The organism is Micromonospora sp. NPDC050187 (assembly GCF_044459745.1).
GTDB lineage: Bacteria > Actinomycetota > Actinomycetes > Mycobacteriales > Micromonosporaceae > Micromonospora.
On record NZ_JBITJH010000005.1, the window covers coordinates 237279 to 255086 of the forward strand.

Consider the following 17808-nt stretch of genomic DNA (forward strand, 5'->3'; position numbering starts at 1 on the left):
GTGGGCGGGATCACCGGAACGTTCAAGGGCTTCGGCGTCACCTTCTCGCACATGTTCAGGAAGGTCGTCACGACCGACTACCCGTTCAAGCCGCCGACCCCGGCGCCGCGCTACCACGGGCGGCACATCCTCAACCGGCACCCGGACGGGCTGGAGAAGTGCATCGGCTGTGAGCTGTGCGCCTGGGCCTGCCCGGCGGACGCGATCTACGTCGAGGGCGGCGACAACACCGACGAGCAGCGCTTCTCGCCGGGTGAGCGGTACGCCAGCACCTACCAGATCAACTACGCCCGCTGCATCTTCTGCGGGCTCTGCATCGAGGCCTGCCCGACCCGTTCGCTGACCATGAGCAACGAGTACGAGCTGGCCCGGGACAACCGGCAGGACCTCATCTTCACCAAGGAGCAGTTGCTCGCGCCGCTGCTCGAGGGGATGGAGCAGCCGCCGCACCCGATGCGACTGGGCGACAGCGAGAAGGACTACTACGTCGGCGCGCTGGAGAACCCGGGCACCTCGGCCGGGGCCGAGCGCTCCCCGATGGGCCCCGGCCGGTATTCGCTCGACGAGACCCCGGGCGTGACCTTCCCCGGCGCCGAGCAGGCGGCCCAGCGGGCCGAGGCGGCCAAGGGCAACAAGGGAGACAGGGCATGACCACGTCTACGGTGCTGGCCGCGGCGGGCGAGGTGTCCGGCGGCGAGGAGATCACCTTCTGGATCCTCGCCCCGCTGGCGCTGCTCGGCGCGATCGGCATGCTCTGGGCGCGCAACGCGGTGCACTCGGCGCTCTGGCTGGTGCTGACCATGCTCTGCCTGGGCGTCTTCTACGTGCTCCAGGCGGGTCCGTTCATCGGCATGGTGCAGATCATCGTCTACACCGGCGCGATCATGATGCTGTTCCTGTTCGTGCTGATGCTGGTCGGCCGGGACTCGTCCGACTCGCTGATCGAGACGCTGCGCGGCCAGCGCGTGGCGGCGGTCCTGCTCGGACTCGGCTTCGCCGGCCTGGTCGGCGGTGGTCTCGCCCGGGCGCTCGACGGCACCACGCCGGTGGGTCTGGACGAGGCCAACGCCGAGGGGAACGTGCAGGGCATCGCCCGGCTGCTCTTCACCAAGTACGTCTTCGCCTTCGAGCTGACCTCGGCGCTGCTGATCACCGCCGCGGTCGGGGCGATGGTGCTGGCGCACATCGAGCGGCGCCGGGAGGACAAGGTCGACCAGATCGCGACCATGAAGGCCCGCTTCGCCCCCGGCAACTACCCCGGTCCGAAGCCCGGCCCGGGTGTCTTCGCCACCTCCTCCTCGGTGGCCACCCCGGCGCGGCTGCCCGACGGCCGGCTGACCGAGCGCAGCATCCCCGAGATCATGCCGGTCCGGGAGCTGTCGGCGGAGGAGACGACGCTGAAGGGGACCGACCGGTGAGCGCGAGGAGTGCAGCGGAGCGGAGCCCCGCAGTCGCGAACGAAAGGCTGGTTCAGGGATGACCCCCGACTACTACCTGATCCTGGCCGCGGTGCTGTTCACCATCGGCGCGGTCGGGGTGCTCATCCGCCGCAACGCGATCGTGCTGTTCATGTGCATCGAGCTGATGCTCAACGCGGCGAACCTGACCCTGGTCACGTTCGCCCGGATCAACGGTGACCTGAACGGGCAGATCATGGCCTTCTTCGTGATGGTGGTGGCCGCCGCCGAGGTCGTGGTCGGGCTCGCGATCATCATGTCGATCTTCCGGACTCGACGCTCGGCGAGCGTCGACGACGCCAACCTGCTCAAGTACTAGAGGGGCCGACGCAGTGGAAGAAACTGTGCGTTACGCAGAGGCCACGGGTTTGCTCGGCAGCGTCTGGCTGCTGGTGGCCATCCCCCTGGTCAGCGCGGCGATCCTGCTGCTGCTGGGCCGGCGGGCCGACCGGTGGGGACACTGGCTCGGCGTGGCCGCCATCGGTGCCGCCTTCGTCCTCGGCCTCACCTACTTCTTCCAGCTGCGTGGCCTGGAGAACAAGTCGGTCGAGCGGAGCCTCTGGGACTTCATCGCCGTCGGTGACTTCCGGGTGGACTTCGGCCTGCTCTTCGACCCGCTGGCGGCGGTCTTCGTCCTGCTGATCACCGGCGTGGGCTTCCTGATCCACCTGTACGCGGTGGAGTACATGGCCCACGACGCGGGGCGGCGACGCTTCTTCGCGTACTTCAACCTGTTCGTCGCCGCCATGCTCCTGCTGGTGCTCGGCAACAACTACGTGATGCTCTACTTCGGCTGGGAGGGCGTCGGTCTGGCGTCGTACCTGCTGATCTCCTTCTGGTCCGACCGGCCGAGCGCGGCCACCGCCGGCAAGAAGGCGTTCCTGATGAACCGGGTCGGCGACGCCGGCCTGGCCATCGGCATCTTCATCATGTTCGCCACCCTGGGCACCACCCAGTACGACGAGGTGTTCAACGGGGTGAGCGGCCTGGCCGGCGGCACCGTCCTGGTGCTCGGCCTGCTGCTGCTGCTCGGCGCGACCGGCAAGTCCGGCCAGTTCCCGCTCCAGGCGTGGCTTCCGGACGCGATGGAGGGTCCGACCCCGGTGTCGGCGCTCATCCACGCGGCCACGATGGTCACCGCGGGCGTCTACCTGATCGCCCGGTCCAACCCGATCTACTCGGCCAACGAGACGCTCCAGCTCGTGGTGGTCAGCGTCGGTGCGCTCACCCTGCTGATCGGCTGTGTCATCGGCGCGGCCAAGGACGACATCAAGCGGGTGCTCGCCTGGTCGACGGTGAGCCAGATCGGCTACATGTTCCTCGGCGTGGGGCTCGGCGGCGCGGCGTACGCGCTGGCCATCGTGCACCTGCTGGCGCACGGCTTCTTCAAGGCCAACATGTTCCTCGGGGCCGGCTCGGTCATGCACGGCATGAAGGACCAGGTGGACATCCGGCGCTTCGGCGGGCTGTCGAAGCACATGAAGATCACCTGGATCACCTTCATGATGGGCTGGCTCGCCATCATCGGCATGTTCCCGTTCTCCGGCTTCTTCTCCAAGGAGCCGATCATCGTGGCCGCCTTCGAGCGGGACGACTGGACGGCGTGGCTGTTCGGCGGGGCGGCGCTGGCCGGTGCCGGGTTGACCGCCTTCTACATGACCCGGCTCTTCGTGCTCACCTTCCACGGCCCGAAGCGGTGGACCGAGGAGATCGAGCACCCGCACGAGTCGCCGGCCCTGATGACGATTCCGCTGATCCTGCTGGCCGTCGGCTCGGTCGGTGCCGGTTTCCTCCTCTCCACCTCCGTGCCGGACTGGCTGACCGCCACCGCCGGCCTGGGCGGCGAGGAAGGGCACCACGAGGCGGTCCTGTCGCACACCGTCATCACGGTGCTTTCTCTGCTGGTCACCGTGCTCGGTGTCGGGCTGGCCTGGATGCTGTTCCGCAACGGCACCGCCACCGCGCCGCAGCCGGCCGGGGTGCTGGTCACCGCCGCCCGGCGCAACCTCTACACCGACGCGTTCAACGAGGCGGTCTTCGAGAAGCCGGGCATCTTCCTCACCCGGGCGCTCGTCTACCTGGACAACCGGGGCGTCGACGGGCTGGTCAACGGTCTCGCCGCAGCGGTCGGCGGGGGCTCCGGCCGGCTCCGGCGGCTCCAGACCGGTTTCGTCCGGTCGTACGCGACGTCGATCCTGACCGGCGCGCTGCTGGTGGTCGCCGCGTTCCTGGCCGTACAGGCGGGGTGGTTGGCGTGATCGACCTCTTCCCGGCGGCCGCCGCTGCCGGCGGACCGCGCAGTCACGACGGAGGTAAGGCCGCATAATGTCCGACTTCCCCTTCCTCTCGGTGCTGACCGTGGCGCCGCTGGTCGGCGCCCTGATCGTGGCCTTCCTGCCGCGCAGCCGGCCGGAGTTCGCCAAGCAGGTGGCCCTGGTCTGGTCGCTGGCGGTGCTGGCGCTGACCGTGGTCATGTGGGTGGCATTCAAGACCGGTGGCGAGCGGTTCCAGTTCCGCGAGTCCTACACCTGGATCCCGCAGTGGGACGCCCGGTTCACCTTCGCCGCCGACGGCATCGCCCTGGTGATGCTGATGCTGATCGCGGTGTTGGTGCCGCTGGTGATCCTGGCCTCCTGGCACGACGCCGAGCAGTCGAAGCGGTCCGTGCCGGCCTACTTCGCGCTGCTGCTGGTGCTCGAGAGCACGATGATCGGCGTCTTCGCCGCCGCCGACGTCTTCCTCTTCTACGTGTTCTTCGAGGTCATGCTGGTGCCGATGTACTTCATCATCGGCAGCTACGGCGGTCACCAGCGCCAGTACGCCGCAGTGAAGTTCTTCCTCTACTCGCTGGTCGGCGGTCTGTTCATGCTGGCCGCGGTGATCGGCCTCTGGGTCGTCGGCGGGAAGACCTTCGACTGGCAGGCGCTGGTGCAGGCGGACATCTCCGCCGGCACCGAGCGCTGGCTCTTCCTCGGCTTCTTCATCGCCTTCGCGATCAAGGCGCCGTTCTTCCCGTTCCACACCTGGCTCCCGGACGCCGGTGGCGCGGCCCCGGCCGGCTCCGCCGCGCTGCTCGTCGGCGTCATGGACAAGGTCGGCACCTTCGGCATCCTGCGCTACTGCCTGCCGATGTTCCCGGAGGCGTCGAAGTGGTTCGCGCCCTGGGCGCTGGCGCTGGGCGTGATCGGCATCATCTACGCCGCGCTGCTGGCGGTCGGGCAGAACGACCTGAAGCGGCTGGTGTCGTACACGTCGATCGCGCACTTCGGCTTCATCGGCGTCGGCATCTTCGCCTTCACCACCCAGGCCGGCACCGGCGCGGTCCTCTACATGGTCAACCACGGCCTCGCCACCGGCCTGCTCTTCCTGGTGGTGGGCATGCTGATCGCGCGGCGCGGCTCGGCGCTGATCAGCGACTTCGGCGGTGCGGGCAAGCTGGTTCCGGTCCTGGCCGGGGTGCTCTTCTTTGCCGGTCTCGCCTCACTGGCACTGCCCGGCACCGCGCCGTTCATCTCCGAGTTCCTGGTGCTGATCGGCACCTTCACGGTGAACAAGCCGGTCGCGGTGATCGCCACGCTCGGCATCATCCTGGCGGCGGCGTACGTGCTCTGGATGGTGCAGCGCACCACGCAGGGCACCCTCAACCCGGCGCTGACCGAGGTCGAGGGCATGAAGCGTGACCTGAACCTGCGCGAGAAGGTCGTGGTCGCCCCGTTGATCGCGCTGATCGTGCTGCTCGGCTTCTATCCCAAGCCGCTCACCGATGTCATCAACCCCGCCGTCCAGGCGACCATGCAGGACGTCGGCAAGACCGACCCCGCTCCGACGGTCGGCAGCGTCCAGGAGGCAGCAAAGTGACCGAGCAGCTCGAGTTGCCCTCGATCGACTACCTGGCGCTCCTACCGGTCCTGATCATGCTGGGCGCGGCCCTGCTCGGCGTCCTGGTCGAGGCGTTCGTGCCGCGCCGGGGTCGCCACCCGGTCCAGCTCATGCTCGCCCTGGCGGCGGTGGTGGCCGCCTTCGTGGCGGTGGTGGCCGCCAACGACCGGCGGGGTATCACCATCGGTGGGGCGATCACGGTGGACGGGCCGACCCTGTTCCTCCAGGGCGGCATCCTGCTCCTCGCCGCGGTGGCGCTGCTGCTGATCGGTGAGCGGACGGTCGAGCGGGGCGGCGCGTTCGTGGCCCAGGCCGCGGTCCGGGCCGAGTCGACCGAGGACCGCCGGCAGGCCGAGGGGCAGAACGGGGCGACCGAGGTCTACCCGCTGACCACCTTCGCCATCGCCGGCATGCTGATCTTCGTGGCGGCGAACGACCTGCTCACCATGTTCATCGCCCTCGAGGTCTTCTCGCTGCCGCTCTACCTGCTCTGCGCGCTGGCCCGGCGGCGTCGGCTGCTGAGCCAGGAAGCCGCGCTGAAGTACTTCATGCTCGGCGCGTACGCCTCGGCGTTCTTCCTCTTCGGCGTGGCGCTGATCTACGGCTTCACCTCCGGCACGCCGGGCCGGGACGCCGGCGTCGACCTGAACACGGTCGCCGCGGCGGTGGGTGAGTCGACCTCCAGCCGGGTGCTGCTCTTCGCCGGTATCGCGCTGATCTCCATCGGCCTGCTCTTCAAGGCCGCGGCGGCTCCCTTCCACGTCTGGACCCCGGACGTCTACCAGGGCGCGCCGACCCCGATCACCGGCTTCATGGCCGCCTGCACCAAGGTCGCCGCCTTCGGCGCCCTGCTGCGGATCTTCCACGTCGCCTTCGGCGGGGCCGCCTGGGACTTCACCCCGGTGCTCGGCGGGGTGGCGGTGCTCACCATGCTGGTCGGCGCGGTGCTGGCGGTCACCCAGACCGACATCAAGCGGCTGCTGGCGTACTCGTCGATCGCGAACGCCGGGTACCTGCTGGTCGGTGTGCTCGCCCCCGGCAAGGACGGCGTCGCCGGCACGATGTTCTACCTGGTCGCGTACGGCTTCTCGGTGCTCGCCGCGTTCGCCGTGGTGACCCTGGTACGCGACGCCGACGGCGAGGCGACCCACCTGTCCCGCTGGGCGGGTCTGGGCCGGCGGTCGCCGTTCTACGCCGCGCTGTTCACCCTCATCCTGCTGGCCTTCGCCGGTATTCCGCTGACCAGCGGCTTCATGAGCAAGGTCGCGGTCTTCGGTCCGGCCCTGGACGGCGGGCAGGCGTGGCTGGTGATCGCCGGTGTGCTGACCAGCATGGTGCTGGCCTTCCCGTACCTGCGGGTCGTGGTGATGATGTGGCTCTCCGAGCCGGGGGACTCCACCCCGACGGTCACCGTGCCGGGTGGGCTGACCGCCGCCGCCCTGATGATCGGCGTGGCCGCCACCGTGCTCCTGGGGGTGGCCCCGGCGCCGCTGCTCGACCTGGCAGACGGGGCCTCGCAGTTCATTCGATGACCCAGCCGATCGGCCGGCCCCGGCCACCGTCGTCGCCTCCGGCCCACCGGACGCCACGGCAGTGGTCGGGGCCGGCCGTTTCGGTGGTCGGGCGGGTGCCGCCGGGCCCGCCCCGACCGGAACAGGTCGAGCGGGTGTGGCATGGTTGAGGGCGTGGAGACAGCGGCTGGCCAGCGAACAGGTGCCCCCGGCTCCGGCGGTCGTCGGACCCGGCCGGGAACGGGGCAATTCGACTCGCTCGGTCTCTACCTCGCCGACGCCCGGCTCGAAGCCTCCGTTCTCGGACTGCTGGAGACCGTCGAGGCCGACCTGAGGTCGAGCGTGGCGAGCGCGGATCCGCTCGTCACCCAGGCCGCCCGGCATCTGGTGGAGGCCGGCGGCAAGCGGTTCCGGCCGCTGCTGGTGGCGCTCGGCGCCCAGTTCGGCGACCCGACCGGTCCGCAGGTGGTGCCGGCGGCGGTGGTGATGGAACTCACCCACCTGGCGACCCTCTACCACGACGACGTGATGGACGAGGCGTCGGTGCGCCGGGGTGCGCCCAGCGCCAACTCCCGGTGGACCAACTCGGTCGCGATCCTGGTCGGCGACTACCTCTTCGCCCGCGCCGCGGACATCGCGGCCGACCTGGGCACCGAGGCGGTCCGCCTCCAGGCGCGCACCTTCGCCCGCCTGGTGCACGGCCAGATCGCCGAGACGGTGGGCCCGCGCGCCGGGGACGACCCGGTCCAGCACTACCTGCACGTGATCGCCGAGAAGACCGGTTCGCTGATCGCGACCTCGGCCCGCTTCGGTGGCATGTTCGGTGCTGCCCCGGCCGCCCACATCGAGGCGCTCGCCGGGTACGGCGAGACCATCGGCCTGGCCTTCCAGCTCTCCGACGACCTGCTCGACATCTCGTCGGAGTCGGTGCAGTCGGGCAAGACCCCGGGTACGGACCTGCGCGAGGGCGTCCCCACCCTGCCGGTGCTCTACGCGCTGGCCTCGGACGACGCGGACGCCGCGTCGGTGCGGCTGCGGGAGATCCTGGCCACCGGTCCGCTCACCGACGACGACCTGCACGCGGAGGCGCTCGGCCTGCTGCGGGAGAGTCCGGCGCTGAAGCGGGCCCGGGAGACGGTGCGCAGCTATGCCGAGGAGGCCCGGGAGCAGCTCTCACCGCTCCCCGACGGCCCCGCCCGCCGGGCCCTCGAGTCCCTCTGCGACTTCGTGGCCGACCGCACCAGCTGACCCACCACCCCACCCCGGTTCACGGTCGGGAGGGCCGCTCAGGGGCGGCGGCGTGGTCAGCGGGGCAGGGTACGGGTGGCGGTGAGCATGAGGGCGGCGGCCAACAGCATCGCTGCGGCGCCGGTGGCCCACATGGTGGGGTAGCCGAACCGGTCGGCCAGCAGGCCGAGCGCCAGCGGGCCGAGGCAGCCGCCCGCGTACACGCCGGTCTGGGTGATCGAGGTGGCGGCGGCCGGGGCCTGCGGGTAGAGCCGGACCACGGCGAAGGTCATCACGCCGGGCCACGCCCAGCCCAGACCGAAGCCGAGCACCACGCCGACCACCAGCGGAACTGTCCCGGCCACGGCGAGCAGCACCAGCCCCAGCGCGCCCACCCCCAGCATCCCGGCGACGACCACCACGTGGCTACCGGTGCGCCGGTCGGCCAACCAGCCGGCCGACACCCGGGCCAGTACGCAGACCGCGCTGCCCAGGGTCAGCGTCAGACCGGCCAGCCCCGGATCCAGCCCACGGGTGGCGGCGGAGTCGACCAGAAAGGTGCCGAGCGCGTTCGCGGCGGCGGCGGCGAGCGTCGCGGCCATCCCGATCAGCACCAGCGGCGCCGGGGGCCGCCCCCGCTGGCCGGCGCCACCACGCCGGACCGGGCCGGCCTCTTCGCCGGGTACGGCGCACAGCGCCGCCACGGCCGCGCAAGCCGCGATGCCGAACGCCCAGCGCCAGCCGGCGGTCAGCGCGACCGCCGGTACGGCGGCACCGGCCAGCAGGGTGGCGACCGGGATCGCGGCCTGCTTCACGCCGAACGACAGCCCCTGCCGGTGGGCGGGCACGTGCCGGGCCAGCGTGGTGTTGCTGGCGAGCTGCCCGAGCGCGTTCGCGGCGGCGCCGACCGCCAGCAGGACCACCAGAACCGGGTACGATCGCGCGACCGTCGCCACGGCGAGCAGCGACCCGGCGGCCAGCAGGATGCCGAGACGGGCTGTCCGGGCGGGGCCGTACCGCTCCACCAGCGCCCCGGAGGGGACCGAGGCGAGCGCGCTCACCCCGAAGTAGACGGCGACGGCCACGCCCAGTCCGGTGGCGGAGAAGCCCAGCTCCGCGCCCATCTGCACGGCCATGCCACCGACCAGGAAGACGGGCAGCACGCAGGCGACGGTGGTGGTGACCGCGCCGACGCCGACGCGTACCGGACGGGCCGGGGCAGGGCGGAGGACGGTGGCGGAGGCGGTGTCGGTCATGGTGCGGCCAACCTACCCAGCGCGGATCAACTCGCGATGAATTCGGGCACGGATCACAGTCGATCAACCCACTGTGTCTGTCGGTGCACACACAGTCGATGGATATCTGGCATCCTCGATCGGGCAGGCATTTCCTACGAGGCCTGTTTTTCATATGGTGTAGACCCCGGCGGCGGAGGTGGTTGTGCGCGACCCCTTGGCGGAACCTTCCGATCTCATCCGGAGCGTGTCCCGCGCGCTACGAGTGCTCGAGGCGGTCGGTCGCGCCCCGAAGGGCCTGACCGTCAAGCAGATCGCCCGACGCTGCGAGTTGACGGTGGCCACCACCTACCACCTCGTCCGGACCCTCGCCTACGAGGGATACGTGATCCGGCGGGAGGACGGCACGTACATCGTCGGGCTGGAGATCGCCGACCGGTACCGGGAGCTGGTGACCGCCTTCCGCGGGCCCGCCGTGGTCGGCGAGACGTTACGCCGGGCGGCCATGGACAGTGGGTACAGCCACTTCCTGGGTCGGTTCGTGGGAGGCCAGGTGGCGATCACGGCGGTGGTCGAGGGTGCGCGCTCGCCGTACCTGGAGGACCTGATGCCCGGCTTCGACGAGGCCGCCCACGCCACGGCGCTCGGCAAGGCCATGCTGGCCACGCTCACCGCCGAGCAGCGCTTCCGGTACCTGCGGGAGTACGGCATGCGTCCGTTCACCGCCACCACGCTGACCACGGCCGAGGCGTTCGAGGCCGACCTGGCCGCCGGTGACCGGCGCGGCATGCAGATGGAACTGGGCCAGTTCCGGCAGGGGGTGGCCTGCGCGGCGGTGCTCGTCGCGCCGGACAAGGACATCGAACGCCGGGTGGTGCTCGCCTGTGCCATGCCCGCCGGCGAGCTGATGACCTCTGCCCGGGTGGTCCGGGCCAAACTGCTCACCGTGGCCCGGACCGTCGCCGAGGGCCTCACCGCCGAAGCCTGAGCCACCGAGCACCAAGCGCCGCGCGAACCCTGAGCGCTGCGTCGAGCACTGCGCCGCCGGCCCAGGTGGTAGCAGGGGTCCCTTGTTACCGCTTCTTGCGTAACAAGGGACCCCTGCAAACACCTCAGGCGCCGATGTGGCCGCCGTCGAGGCGCCAGGTGACGACCACGCCGGGCTTGGCGAAGTCGCCGTCCGGCCAGTTCGAGGCCGGGTTCTCCAGCGAGGCACCGCTGACCTCACCGGGGTGCTGCACGGCCACGAAGACCGAGCGGTCGTCGGTGGTGATGAACGGGCCGCAGGCCTCCGCGCCGAGCGGCACGGTGAGGAACTGCTTGAGGTGACCCCGCTCCGGGCCCTCGATCGGCGCGGCGAAGAGGCCGTCGTTGCTGCCCAGCGCGTTGCCGTCGGTGGAGATCCAGAGGTTGCCGGTGCTGTCGAAGGCGACGTTGTCCGGGCAGGAGATCGGGGAGACCTTCGCCTTGTCGTACCCGGCGAAGTAGGTCGACGGGTCGGTCGGGTCGCCGCAGACGATCGGCAGCGACCAGGCGAACGTCCCGGCGGTGTTGTCGCCGGAGTCCTCGACCAGCTCCAGGATGTGCCCGTGCTTGTTGGCGTTGCGCGGGTTGGCCTCGTCCGCCTTCGGGTTGCTGCCCACACCCCGGTTGGTGTTGTTGGTCAGCGCCACGTACACCTTGCCGGTGGCGAGGCTCGGCTCGACGTCCTCCGGCCGGTCCATCTTGGTGGCGCCGACCTTGTCCCCGGCGAGCCGGGTGAAGGTGAGCACCTCGGCGGCGGTCATCCCGTCGACGTACGAGCGGTTGCCGCTGACCAGCTTGATCCACCGGCCACGGCCGTTGAACGCGCCGTCGGAGGGGAGCTTGCCCGAACCGTCGATCTCGCCGGCGCTGGTCTCGTCGAGCTTCGCCACGTAGAGCGTGCCCGACTCCAGCAGGGTCAGGTTGTGCCGGCGGGCGTGCCAGGAGTTGCCCTTGAGGTACTTCTTGTCCGACACGAACTTGTAGAGGTAGTCGAACCGCTCGTCGTCGCCCATGTACGCCACCACGTGGTCGCTCTTGGCGACGATGACGTTCGCGCCCTCGTGCTTGAACCGGCCCAGCGCGGTGTGCTTGCGCGGCCGGCCGTCGGGGTCGAACGGGTCGACCTCGACGATCCAGCCGTGCCGGTTCGCCTCGTTGGGGTGCTTGGCCAGGTCGAAGCGCTCGTCGGCCCGCTCCCACTTGCGGCTGCCCGACGGGTACCGCTTGGCGGTGTCGATGCCGTAGCGGGCGAGCTTCGACTTCACGTCCGCCGGCACGGCGTCGCCGCCGACGAAGTACTGGTTGAAGTTCTCCTCGCCGGAGAGCACGGTGCCCCACGGGGTGATCCCGCCGGCGCAGTTGTTCAGCGTGCCGACGACGGTCCGGCCCTTCGGGTCGGCGGCGGTCTTCAGCCACGCCGAGCCGGCCGCCGGGCCGGTCACGTCGAACTTGGTCGCCAGCGCGGTGATCCGCCGGTTGTATGGGCGTGCGCCCCGCGCCACCGGGCGCCACTCGCCGGTGTCGCCGACCCGCTCGATCTCGACGACGGAAAGCCCGTGCGCGGCCATCGCGGCCCGCACCTGCTCCTCGGTGAGCGCGTCCTGGCTGGTGAAGCCGGGGAACATCAGGTCCTCGTTGGTGTACTCGTGGTTGACCACGAGCAGTGCGCGCTTGCCACGCCGGTCCAGCGGGAGCACCCCGACGAAGTCGTTGTTGTAGCCGAACTGCTTCGACTGGCGGGCCCCGGTCTGGTTGTGCACGTCCAGGTCGGGCGCGCCCGGCACGACCTCGTCGCCCCAGCGGATGACCACCGCGTGGTCGTAGCCGTTCGGCACGACGAAGGTGTCCAGCTTGTTCGGCGGGATGGCCCGGAAGGTCAGCGCGCCGTTGCCGGCCCGCTGGCGGGCGGCGAAGTCCGCCACCTCGGGCAGCGCCGGGGCGGCGGCACCGGCCGGGGCGGCGGAGGCCATGCCGGCTCCGGCGAGCGAGCCGCCGACCCCGAGGACGAGCGCGCCGACCGCGCCGGCCCGGACGACGCCGCGCCGGGACACCTCGGCGCTGACGATGTCACCGAGGTACGGGTTGTCAGAGGTGTTGGGTACCGGGTGGTCGCAGGCGTTGCCGCAGCGGTACAGGCAGGTCATCGAGTCGCGGCTGCCGTGGCGGTTCGCGCCCAGCAGGGGAAGCAGCCGGCGTCGGTCGCTCATGGGGAGGAGCCTCCTGGAGGGTGGGTGCGCGCAGGACACGTCTGGACGCGCGTTCTGCCGGACGCTAGGAGGGCAGGTTGAGCGGGCGTCGGCCTCGGCGTTAACCGGACGTGAACACCTCCAGCTCAGTGAACCGATCCGGCGCGTGGCACGTATCTTGCGGCGTACGCCCCGCTGCGGCGACTGCGAGGAGACCGCCATCAGCGACCACGACGCCCACCTGCTCCGGGCCCTGCACGACGAGCACGCCGACGCGCTCCACGCGTACGCCCTGCGCCTGGTGGGCGGTGACCGGCAACGGGCCGAGGACCTGGTGCAGGAGACCCTGCTCCGGGCCTGGCGCAGTCCCGCGTCCCTGGACCCGGAACGCGGATCGGTGCGTGCCTGGCTCTTCACCACCGCCCGCAACCTGGCCATCGACGCCTGGCGGCGGCGGTCCACCCGGGTCGGTGAGGTGGTCACCGACGAGCTGCCCGAGCCACCACCGACGGTGGACGAGACCGAGCGGGCGGTGGAGGCGTGGACGATCGCCGAGGCGCTGTCCCGGCTCAGCCCGACCCACCGGGAGGTGCTGGTGGAGTGCTTCTACCGGGGGCGGTCGGTCGCCGAGGCGGCGGCCCGGCTCGGGGTGCCGCCGGGCACCGTCAAGTCCCGCACCCACTACGCGTTGCGGTCACTACGGTTGGTGCTGGCCGAGATGGGGGTGACGCAGTGACGGGCTGCGAGTTCGCGTACGACGACGGTGCGTACGTGCTCGGTGCCCTCGCTCCGGCCGAGCGGGCCGCGTACGAGCGGCATCTGGCCGGCTGCTCGGCCTGCCGGGCCGCGGTCACCGAGGTCGCCGCCCTGCCCGGCCTGCTCGGCCGGCTCGATCCGGCCGAGGTGGAGCACCTGGTGCCGGCGCCGGAGCAGCCCCGGGTACCGGCGCTGCTCGCCGCCGCCGACCGGCGGCACCGGCACGAACGGCGGCGGGCCCGCTGGCGGTACGCCGTGACCGTGCTGACCGCCGCCGTGTTCACGCTGGTGGTGGGCTTCGGCGTGGCCGCCCTGCGCTCCGTCGGGCAGCCCGACGACGGGGTTCGGATGGTGGCGATGCGACCGGTCGCCGGGGCTGCCCCGGTGCGTGCCGAGATCGGCTTGACCGGCACCGAGTGGGGCACCGAGATCACCATGCGCTGCGGGTACGATCCGCGCCCCGACTACGTCAAGGCGTACGTCTTCCGGCTGGTGGCGTACGGCCCGGACGGCGCGTCGGAACAGGTCGGGTCCTGGCGGGCCGCCCCCGGCGACGAGGTCCGGTTCACCGGGGCCACCCGGTTCACCGACGCGGAGTTGGTCCGGCTGGAACTGCTCCGCGCCGACGGCACCCCCGTGCTCGGCTACGACGTCCGCTGAGCCGGCCGGGGCGGCGCCCCACGGGACCCGCCGTCCGGGGCGCCGGCGGCCCCGTCCCCGGCGTCCGGGTCGGACCCGGCGTGGTCCACGGCAACGGGATCGGGGGCGGTCGGCGCCGTGGCGGCGCGGCGGCGGGCGTGCCGGAGCGCGTCCACGGTGAACACCACCAGCGCCGCCCAGACCAGCCCGAAGCCGGCCAGCCGGGCCGGCGGCATCGGCTCGTGCAGGATCAGCACCCCGCAGGCGAGCTGGAGGGTCGGGGTGAGGTACTGCATGATGCCCAGCGCGGTCAGCGGCAGCCGGTTGGCGGCCCCCGCGAAGCAGAGCAGCGGGACGGCGGTCGCCGCACCGAGCAGCACCAGCAGCGCGGTGTGGCCGGCGGAGATCCGGCCGAAGGTCAGCCCACCGTCGGACCAGAGCCAGGCCAGGTAGCCGACGGCGGGCAGGAGCAGCACCGCCGACTCCACGAACAGGCCCTCGGCGGCGGGCAGCCCGAGCCGCTTCTTGACCAGGCCGTACCCGCCGAAGCTGAGCGCCAGGATCAGCGCCAGGTACGGCGGGCGGCCGTAGTCGACGGTGAGGACGGCCACGGCCAGCCCGCCGACGCCCACCGCCGCCCACTGCGCCGGACGCATCCGCTCCCGCAGCACGGTCACGCCGAGCAGCACCGACACCAGCGGGTTGACGAAGTATCCGAGCGCGGTCTCCACCACCTGGTCGGTGTCGACCCCGTAGACGTAGACGCCCCAGTTCACCCCGATCAGCGCGGCCGCGAGCGTGATCCCGGCGAGCGTGCGGGGACGGCGCAGCAGGTCCCGCAGGACGGTGATCCGGCGCAGCGCGGCCAGCAGCAACGCGACCACGGCCACCGACCAGACGATCCGGTGGGCGAGCACCTCGACCGGCCCGGTCGGGCGCAGCAGGCGCAGGTAGAGCGGGAAGAAGCCCCACACCAGGTACGCCCCGAAGGCGTACAGGTAGCCCAGCCGCAGCGGTGTCATGACAGGTCGCGTCGGTCGAGCTGCATCCAGCGGTCCGGGTGGTCCATCGGGGCGAAGCCGACCTTCGCGTACACCCCGTGCGCGTCGTTCGTGGCCAGCACGATCCGGCGTACGCCGAGCCCGGCGACGTGGTCACGGACCGTGCCGGCCAGCCAGGTTCCCAGCCCGCGACCCCGCTCGGCCGGGTCGACGTAGACGTCGGCGAGCCAGGCGAAGGTGGCCCGGTCGGTGACCACCCGGGCCACCGCCACCTGGCCGCCGTCACCCGGCCGGTACACCCCGAAGGGCAGGGAGTTGGCGAATGCGCGGTCCACCGTCTCCCGGTCCCGGCCCATCGCCCAGTACGTGTCGGTGGAGAGCCAGTGGTGGACGCGGTCCAGGTCGATGCGGGTCGGGTCGGTGGAGATCCGGTAGCCGTCGGCGCGGGTCAGGTTCAGCACGAGCGCAGGCTAACCCCGGCCACCGGGGGTGCTGAACAGCCACTTCCCGGGATGCGGCTCGCGCCACCCGGTGGCCCGGAGGGTCAGTCCCGGTCGAGCAGGGCGCCGAGGAGCCAGGTGACCACGCTGACCAGGAGCGCGCCGAGCACCGCCGCAGGCCAGAAGCCGTCCACCTCGAACGGCAGCCCCGCCTGGCCGGCGATCCAGCTGGTGAGCAGGAAGAGCAGTCCGTTCACGACCAACGCGATGAGGCCGAGCGTCAGCAGGTAGAAACCGCAGCCCACGGTCTTGATGATCGGCTGGAGGACGGCGTTGACCACGCCGAAGATCACCGAGACCAGGACCAGCGTGGTGACCGTCTCGGTGGTCGAGTCGGAATTGAGGGCGATCCCGGGAATCAGGAGGGTGGCCAGCCAGAGGGCCACCACCGTGCTTCCCAGCCGGATCAGCAGAGAGGTCATGGCGGCGATGGTGCCATGCCCGGCCAACCGGCGGAACCCGCCGGTGCGGGTCAGCGGCGGGTGGGCGCGCCGATGAGCTGCGCCTCGATCGGGGTCGGGGCGACCAGCGCCCAGCGCAGCGCCCGCCGGTTCACCACCGCCACCATGTCCTCCCGGATGCGGGTCAGCCACTCGGCGGAGCCGCCCAACCCGAGCGCGGCACCGGCGACGGCGGCCTCCGCAGGGTCCAGTGGTTGCAGCACGGCCAGGTCGGCGCGGCCGAGGGCGTCACCGTCGGACGGGGTGAGCTCGTCCCGGACGACGAGGGTGGCCTGCCAGCCCGGAGCGGGTGCCGGGTCGGCGGTCACCGGGCCGGCGTCCACCACCAGGAGCAGCGGGTGCAGCGGCGTGCCGGCCGCCCCGCCCGGTGGCCGGCCGGGCGGGAGCATCGTGATCGCGCCGCCGGGCACGCCCACGCCACGGACGAACGGCTCCCACGTCCGGGGGCGTGCGGTCTGCACCACGACCCGGGCGCCGAGCGCCATCGCCCGCAGGGCGACCAACTGGGCGGCGCGTACCCCGCCGACCAGGACGATCCGGGTGGCCTCCGGGCGGAACATCCGCAGGGTGACCGGACGACCGTGCCGGTTCGCGCCGATCATCAGGCCGGCGCCGCCGAGCGGCAGCCCCGCCCCGGCGGGCGGTCCGCCGGAGGTGGGCCCCCCGACTCCGGCGCCGGCCAGCGGCAGCGTGGCGGTGAGCCCGGGAAGCTGGTCGCCGTCGAGCCGGCGTACCTCCCCGCCCAGGCCGCCGACCAGCCGGCGCAACGCCTGCTCGGCCACGGAGAGGTCGCCGGGGGTGCCGGCGGCCAGTCGTACCGACAGCTCGACCGGCACCGGTGCGGGGGCTTCGCCGCGCGGGTCGGCGCAGAGCGAGACGGTGATCGCCGAGGCGGGCAGTCCCAGCAGTCGTGGCACCAACTGCCGGCCCCCCTCGGTGTGGGGGTCGGGCCAGCGCCGCAGCCGGTGGGTGGACTGGAACAGACTCCCCAGTCGGAGCACCTGCCAGCTCTCCCGCCCCGGCTGGCCGCCGTCGTGGTGGGCCAGCTCACCCAGCACCCGCAGCGCGGCCTCCCCGCCCAGCGGGCGGGCATTGACCGGCGCGAGACGGCGGACCACCTTGCGTACCGCGCCGGAGAGGGCACGCCGTAGCTCCTCGTCGGACCAGCCCTCGACCCGCAGCGCCCGGACGGCCAGCACCGCCCGTTCGTACCCGGGCACCCGCCCCTCGGTGAGCTGGCGGTACGAGATCGCCACCTGGCTGCCGCCCGCTCCCGGCGCGGGGGCGGGCGTGCCGGCGAGCAGCAACTGGATCCGCAACGGCGGCGTGTCCGGGCCGGCCGGGGGGAGCAGCGCCGCCGGGGTGGGCAGGTTCCGCTCCCCGTCCCCGAGCAGCCCGCCCGGATCGGTCAGTTCGAGCAGGGCGGTCAGTCCCTCGGGATCGCCGATGACGGCGGCCGGGTCACCGGCCAGCTCGGCACCGTGGACCGAGGCGTCCGGTGCGACCAGGGCGAGCAGGGCGGCCGGGGCGGCGGCCGGCGGCAGGACCCGCCGCCGGGTCAGGTGACCGGTGGCGGTGCCCAGCCACTCGAAGAGCCACCGCCGGCGGATCCGCAGCCAGGCGACCGCCAGCAGCAGCACCGCGACCAGCGTCGCACCGGCGGTGGCCGGGACGCCCCGGCCCAGGGCCGCGCCGACCAGGGCGAGCGCCACCTGGGCGGCGACGACCTGGCCGGCCCGTACACCGTGCACCGGGCGACGGCGCACGGTCCACCGGGCCGGCGGCGGTGGCCGGGACGCGGACCCGGTGGTGGGGATCTCGCTCCGGTCCGGAAGCCCGGTCGGGGCCGGATCCCCGGTAGCCGGGGCCGGCCGCCCGTCCGTCGCCACCGTCACCGTGCGCCTCCTCCGCCGTCACGAGCAGTTGGTGC

General features: G+C 72.2%; 16 protein-coding genes. 10 read left to right on the forward strand and 6 right to left on the reverse strand.

All coding sequences use genetic code 11. The features are described from left to right. The 7 genes from nuoI (at position 1) to ACIBJE_RS10855 (ending at position 8095) form a co-directional block, all read left to right on the forward strand. The gene (nuoI, locus tag ACIBJE_RS10825) at positions 1 to 651 is read left to right on the forward strand and encodes an NADH-quinone oxidoreductase subunit NuoI (protein ID WP_396746219.1); all 651 of its coding nucleotides are present in this window, start codon (positions 1 to 3) and stop codon (positions 649 to 651) included. Then, positions 648 to 1418, forward strand: coding sequence for an NADH-quinone oxidoreductase subunit J (locus ACIBJE_RS10830; protein WP_145834508.1), 771 nt, complete (start codon positions 648 to 650; stop codon positions 1416 to 1418). Before nuoI ends, ACIBJE_RS10830 begins: the two co-directional genes overlap by 4 nt. Before the next feature lie 58 nt (positions 1419 to 1476). Beyond that, complete coding sequence (gene nuoK / locus ACIBJE_RS10835) at positions 1477 to 1776, forward strand: NADH-quinone oxidoreductase subunit NuoK (protein ID WP_088981076.1); 300 nt, start codon at positions 1477 to 1479, stop codon at positions 1774 to 1776. Positions 1777 to 1789: 13 nt separating this feature from the next. Then, on the forward strand, positions 1790 to 3715 hold the full coding sequence (gene nuoL / locus ACIBJE_RS10840; protein WP_396746224.1) for an NADH-quinone oxidoreductase subunit L: 1926 nt from the start codon (positions 1790 to 1792) through the stop codon (positions 3713 to 3715). 67 nt (positions 3716 to 3782) lie between these two features. Further along, a complete protein-coding gene (locus tag ACIBJE_RS10845; RefSeq protein WP_396746227.1) occupies positions 3783 to 5315 on the forward strand; it encodes an NADH-quinone oxidoreductase subunit M in 1533 nt (510 codons plus the stop codon). After that, positions 5312 to 6868, forward strand: a complete 1557-nt coding sequence (gene nuoN, locus ACIBJE_RS10850; protein WP_396746230.1) for an NADH-quinone oxidoreductase subunit NuoN — start codon at positions 5312 to 5314, stop codon at positions 6866 to 6868. The genes ACIBJE_RS10845 and nuoN overlap by 4 nt, the downstream gene beginning before the upstream one ends. A 141-nt stretch (positions 6869 to 7009) precedes the next feature. Further along, on the forward strand, positions 7010 to 8095 hold the full coding sequence (locus tag ACIBJE_RS10855) for a polyprenyl synthetase family protein (RefSeq protein ID WP_396746233.1): 1086 nt from the start codon (positions 7010 to 7012) through the stop codon (positions 8093 to 8095). Between the two features lie 56 nt (positions 8096 to 8151). Here the strand turns inward: ACIBJE_RS10855 and ACIBJE_RS10860 are convergent, their stop codons facing one another. Beyond that, entirely contained in the window at positions 8152 to 9330 is a 1179-nt protein-coding gene (locus ACIBJE_RS10860; protein WP_396746236.1) for an MFS transporter, read from the reverse strand. 184 nt (positions 9331 to 9514) lie between these two features. Between ACIBJE_RS10860 and ACIBJE_RS10865 the strand changes: the two genes are divergently transcribed. Next, complete coding sequence (locus tag ACIBJE_RS10865) at positions 9515 to 10297, forward strand: IclR family transcriptional regulator (protein ID WP_396746239.1); 783 nt, start codon at positions 9515 to 9517, stop codon at positions 10295 to 10297. Between the two features lie 124 nt (positions 10298 to 10421). Here ACIBJE_RS10865 and ACIBJE_RS10870 read toward each other — a convergent pair whose 3' ends face one another. Beyond that, a complete protein-coding gene (locus ACIBJE_RS10870; RefSeq protein WP_396746242.1) occupies positions 10422 to 12542 on the reverse strand; it encodes a PhoX family protein in 2121 nt (706 codons plus the stop codon). A gap of 220 nt (positions 12543 to 12762) precedes the next feature. Here ACIBJE_RS10870 and ACIBJE_RS10875 point away from each other — a divergent pair, with 220 nt between their 5' ends. Both ACIBJE_RS10875 and ACIBJE_RS10880 read left to right on the forward strand, forming a co-directional pair. After that, positions 12763 to 13257, forward strand: coding sequence for a sigma-70 family RNA polymerase sigma factor (locus ACIBJE_RS10875; protein ID WP_396746695.1), 495 nt, complete (start codon positions 12763 to 12765; stop codon positions 13255 to 13257). After that, entirely contained in the window at positions 13254 to 13937 is a 684-nt protein-coding gene (locus tag ACIBJE_RS10880; protein WP_396746245.1) for an anti-sigma factor family protein, read from the forward strand. The genes ACIBJE_RS10875 and ACIBJE_RS10880 overlap by 4 nt, the downstream gene beginning before the upstream one ends. Here the strand turns inward: ACIBJE_RS10880 and rarD are convergent. The 4 genes from rarD to eccE all read right to left on the reverse strand — a co-directional run bounded on the left by rarD (position 13922) and on the right by eccE (position 17773). Then, on the reverse strand, positions 13922 to 14938 hold the full coding sequence (rarD, locus tag ACIBJE_RS10885; RefSeq protein WP_396746248.1) for an EamA family transporter RarD: 1017 nt from the start codon (positions 14936 to 14938) through the stop codon (positions 13922 to 13924). The genes ACIBJE_RS10880 and rarD overlap by 16 nt on opposite strands. Continuing rightward, complete coding sequence (locus ACIBJE_RS10890; RefSeq protein ID WP_396746251.1) at positions 14935 to 15378, reverse strand: GNAT family N-acetyltransferase; 444 nt, start codon at positions 15376 to 15378, stop codon at positions 14935 to 14937. Before ACIBJE_RS10890 ends, rarD begins: the two co-directional genes overlap by 4 nt. A gap of 83 nt (positions 15379 to 15461) precedes the next feature. Continuing rightward, a complete protein-coding gene (locus ACIBJE_RS10895; protein WP_396746254.1) occupies positions 15462 to 15839 on the reverse strand; it encodes a phage holin family protein in 378 nt (125 codons plus the stop codon). Positions 15840 to 15889: 50 nt separating this feature from the next. Beyond that, complete coding sequence (gene eccE / locus ACIBJE_RS10900) at positions 15890 to 17773, reverse strand: type VII secretion protein EccE (protein WP_396746257.1); 1884 nt, start codon at positions 17771 to 17773, stop codon at positions 15890 to 15892. Positions 17774 to 17808 lie beyond the last annotated feature (35 nt).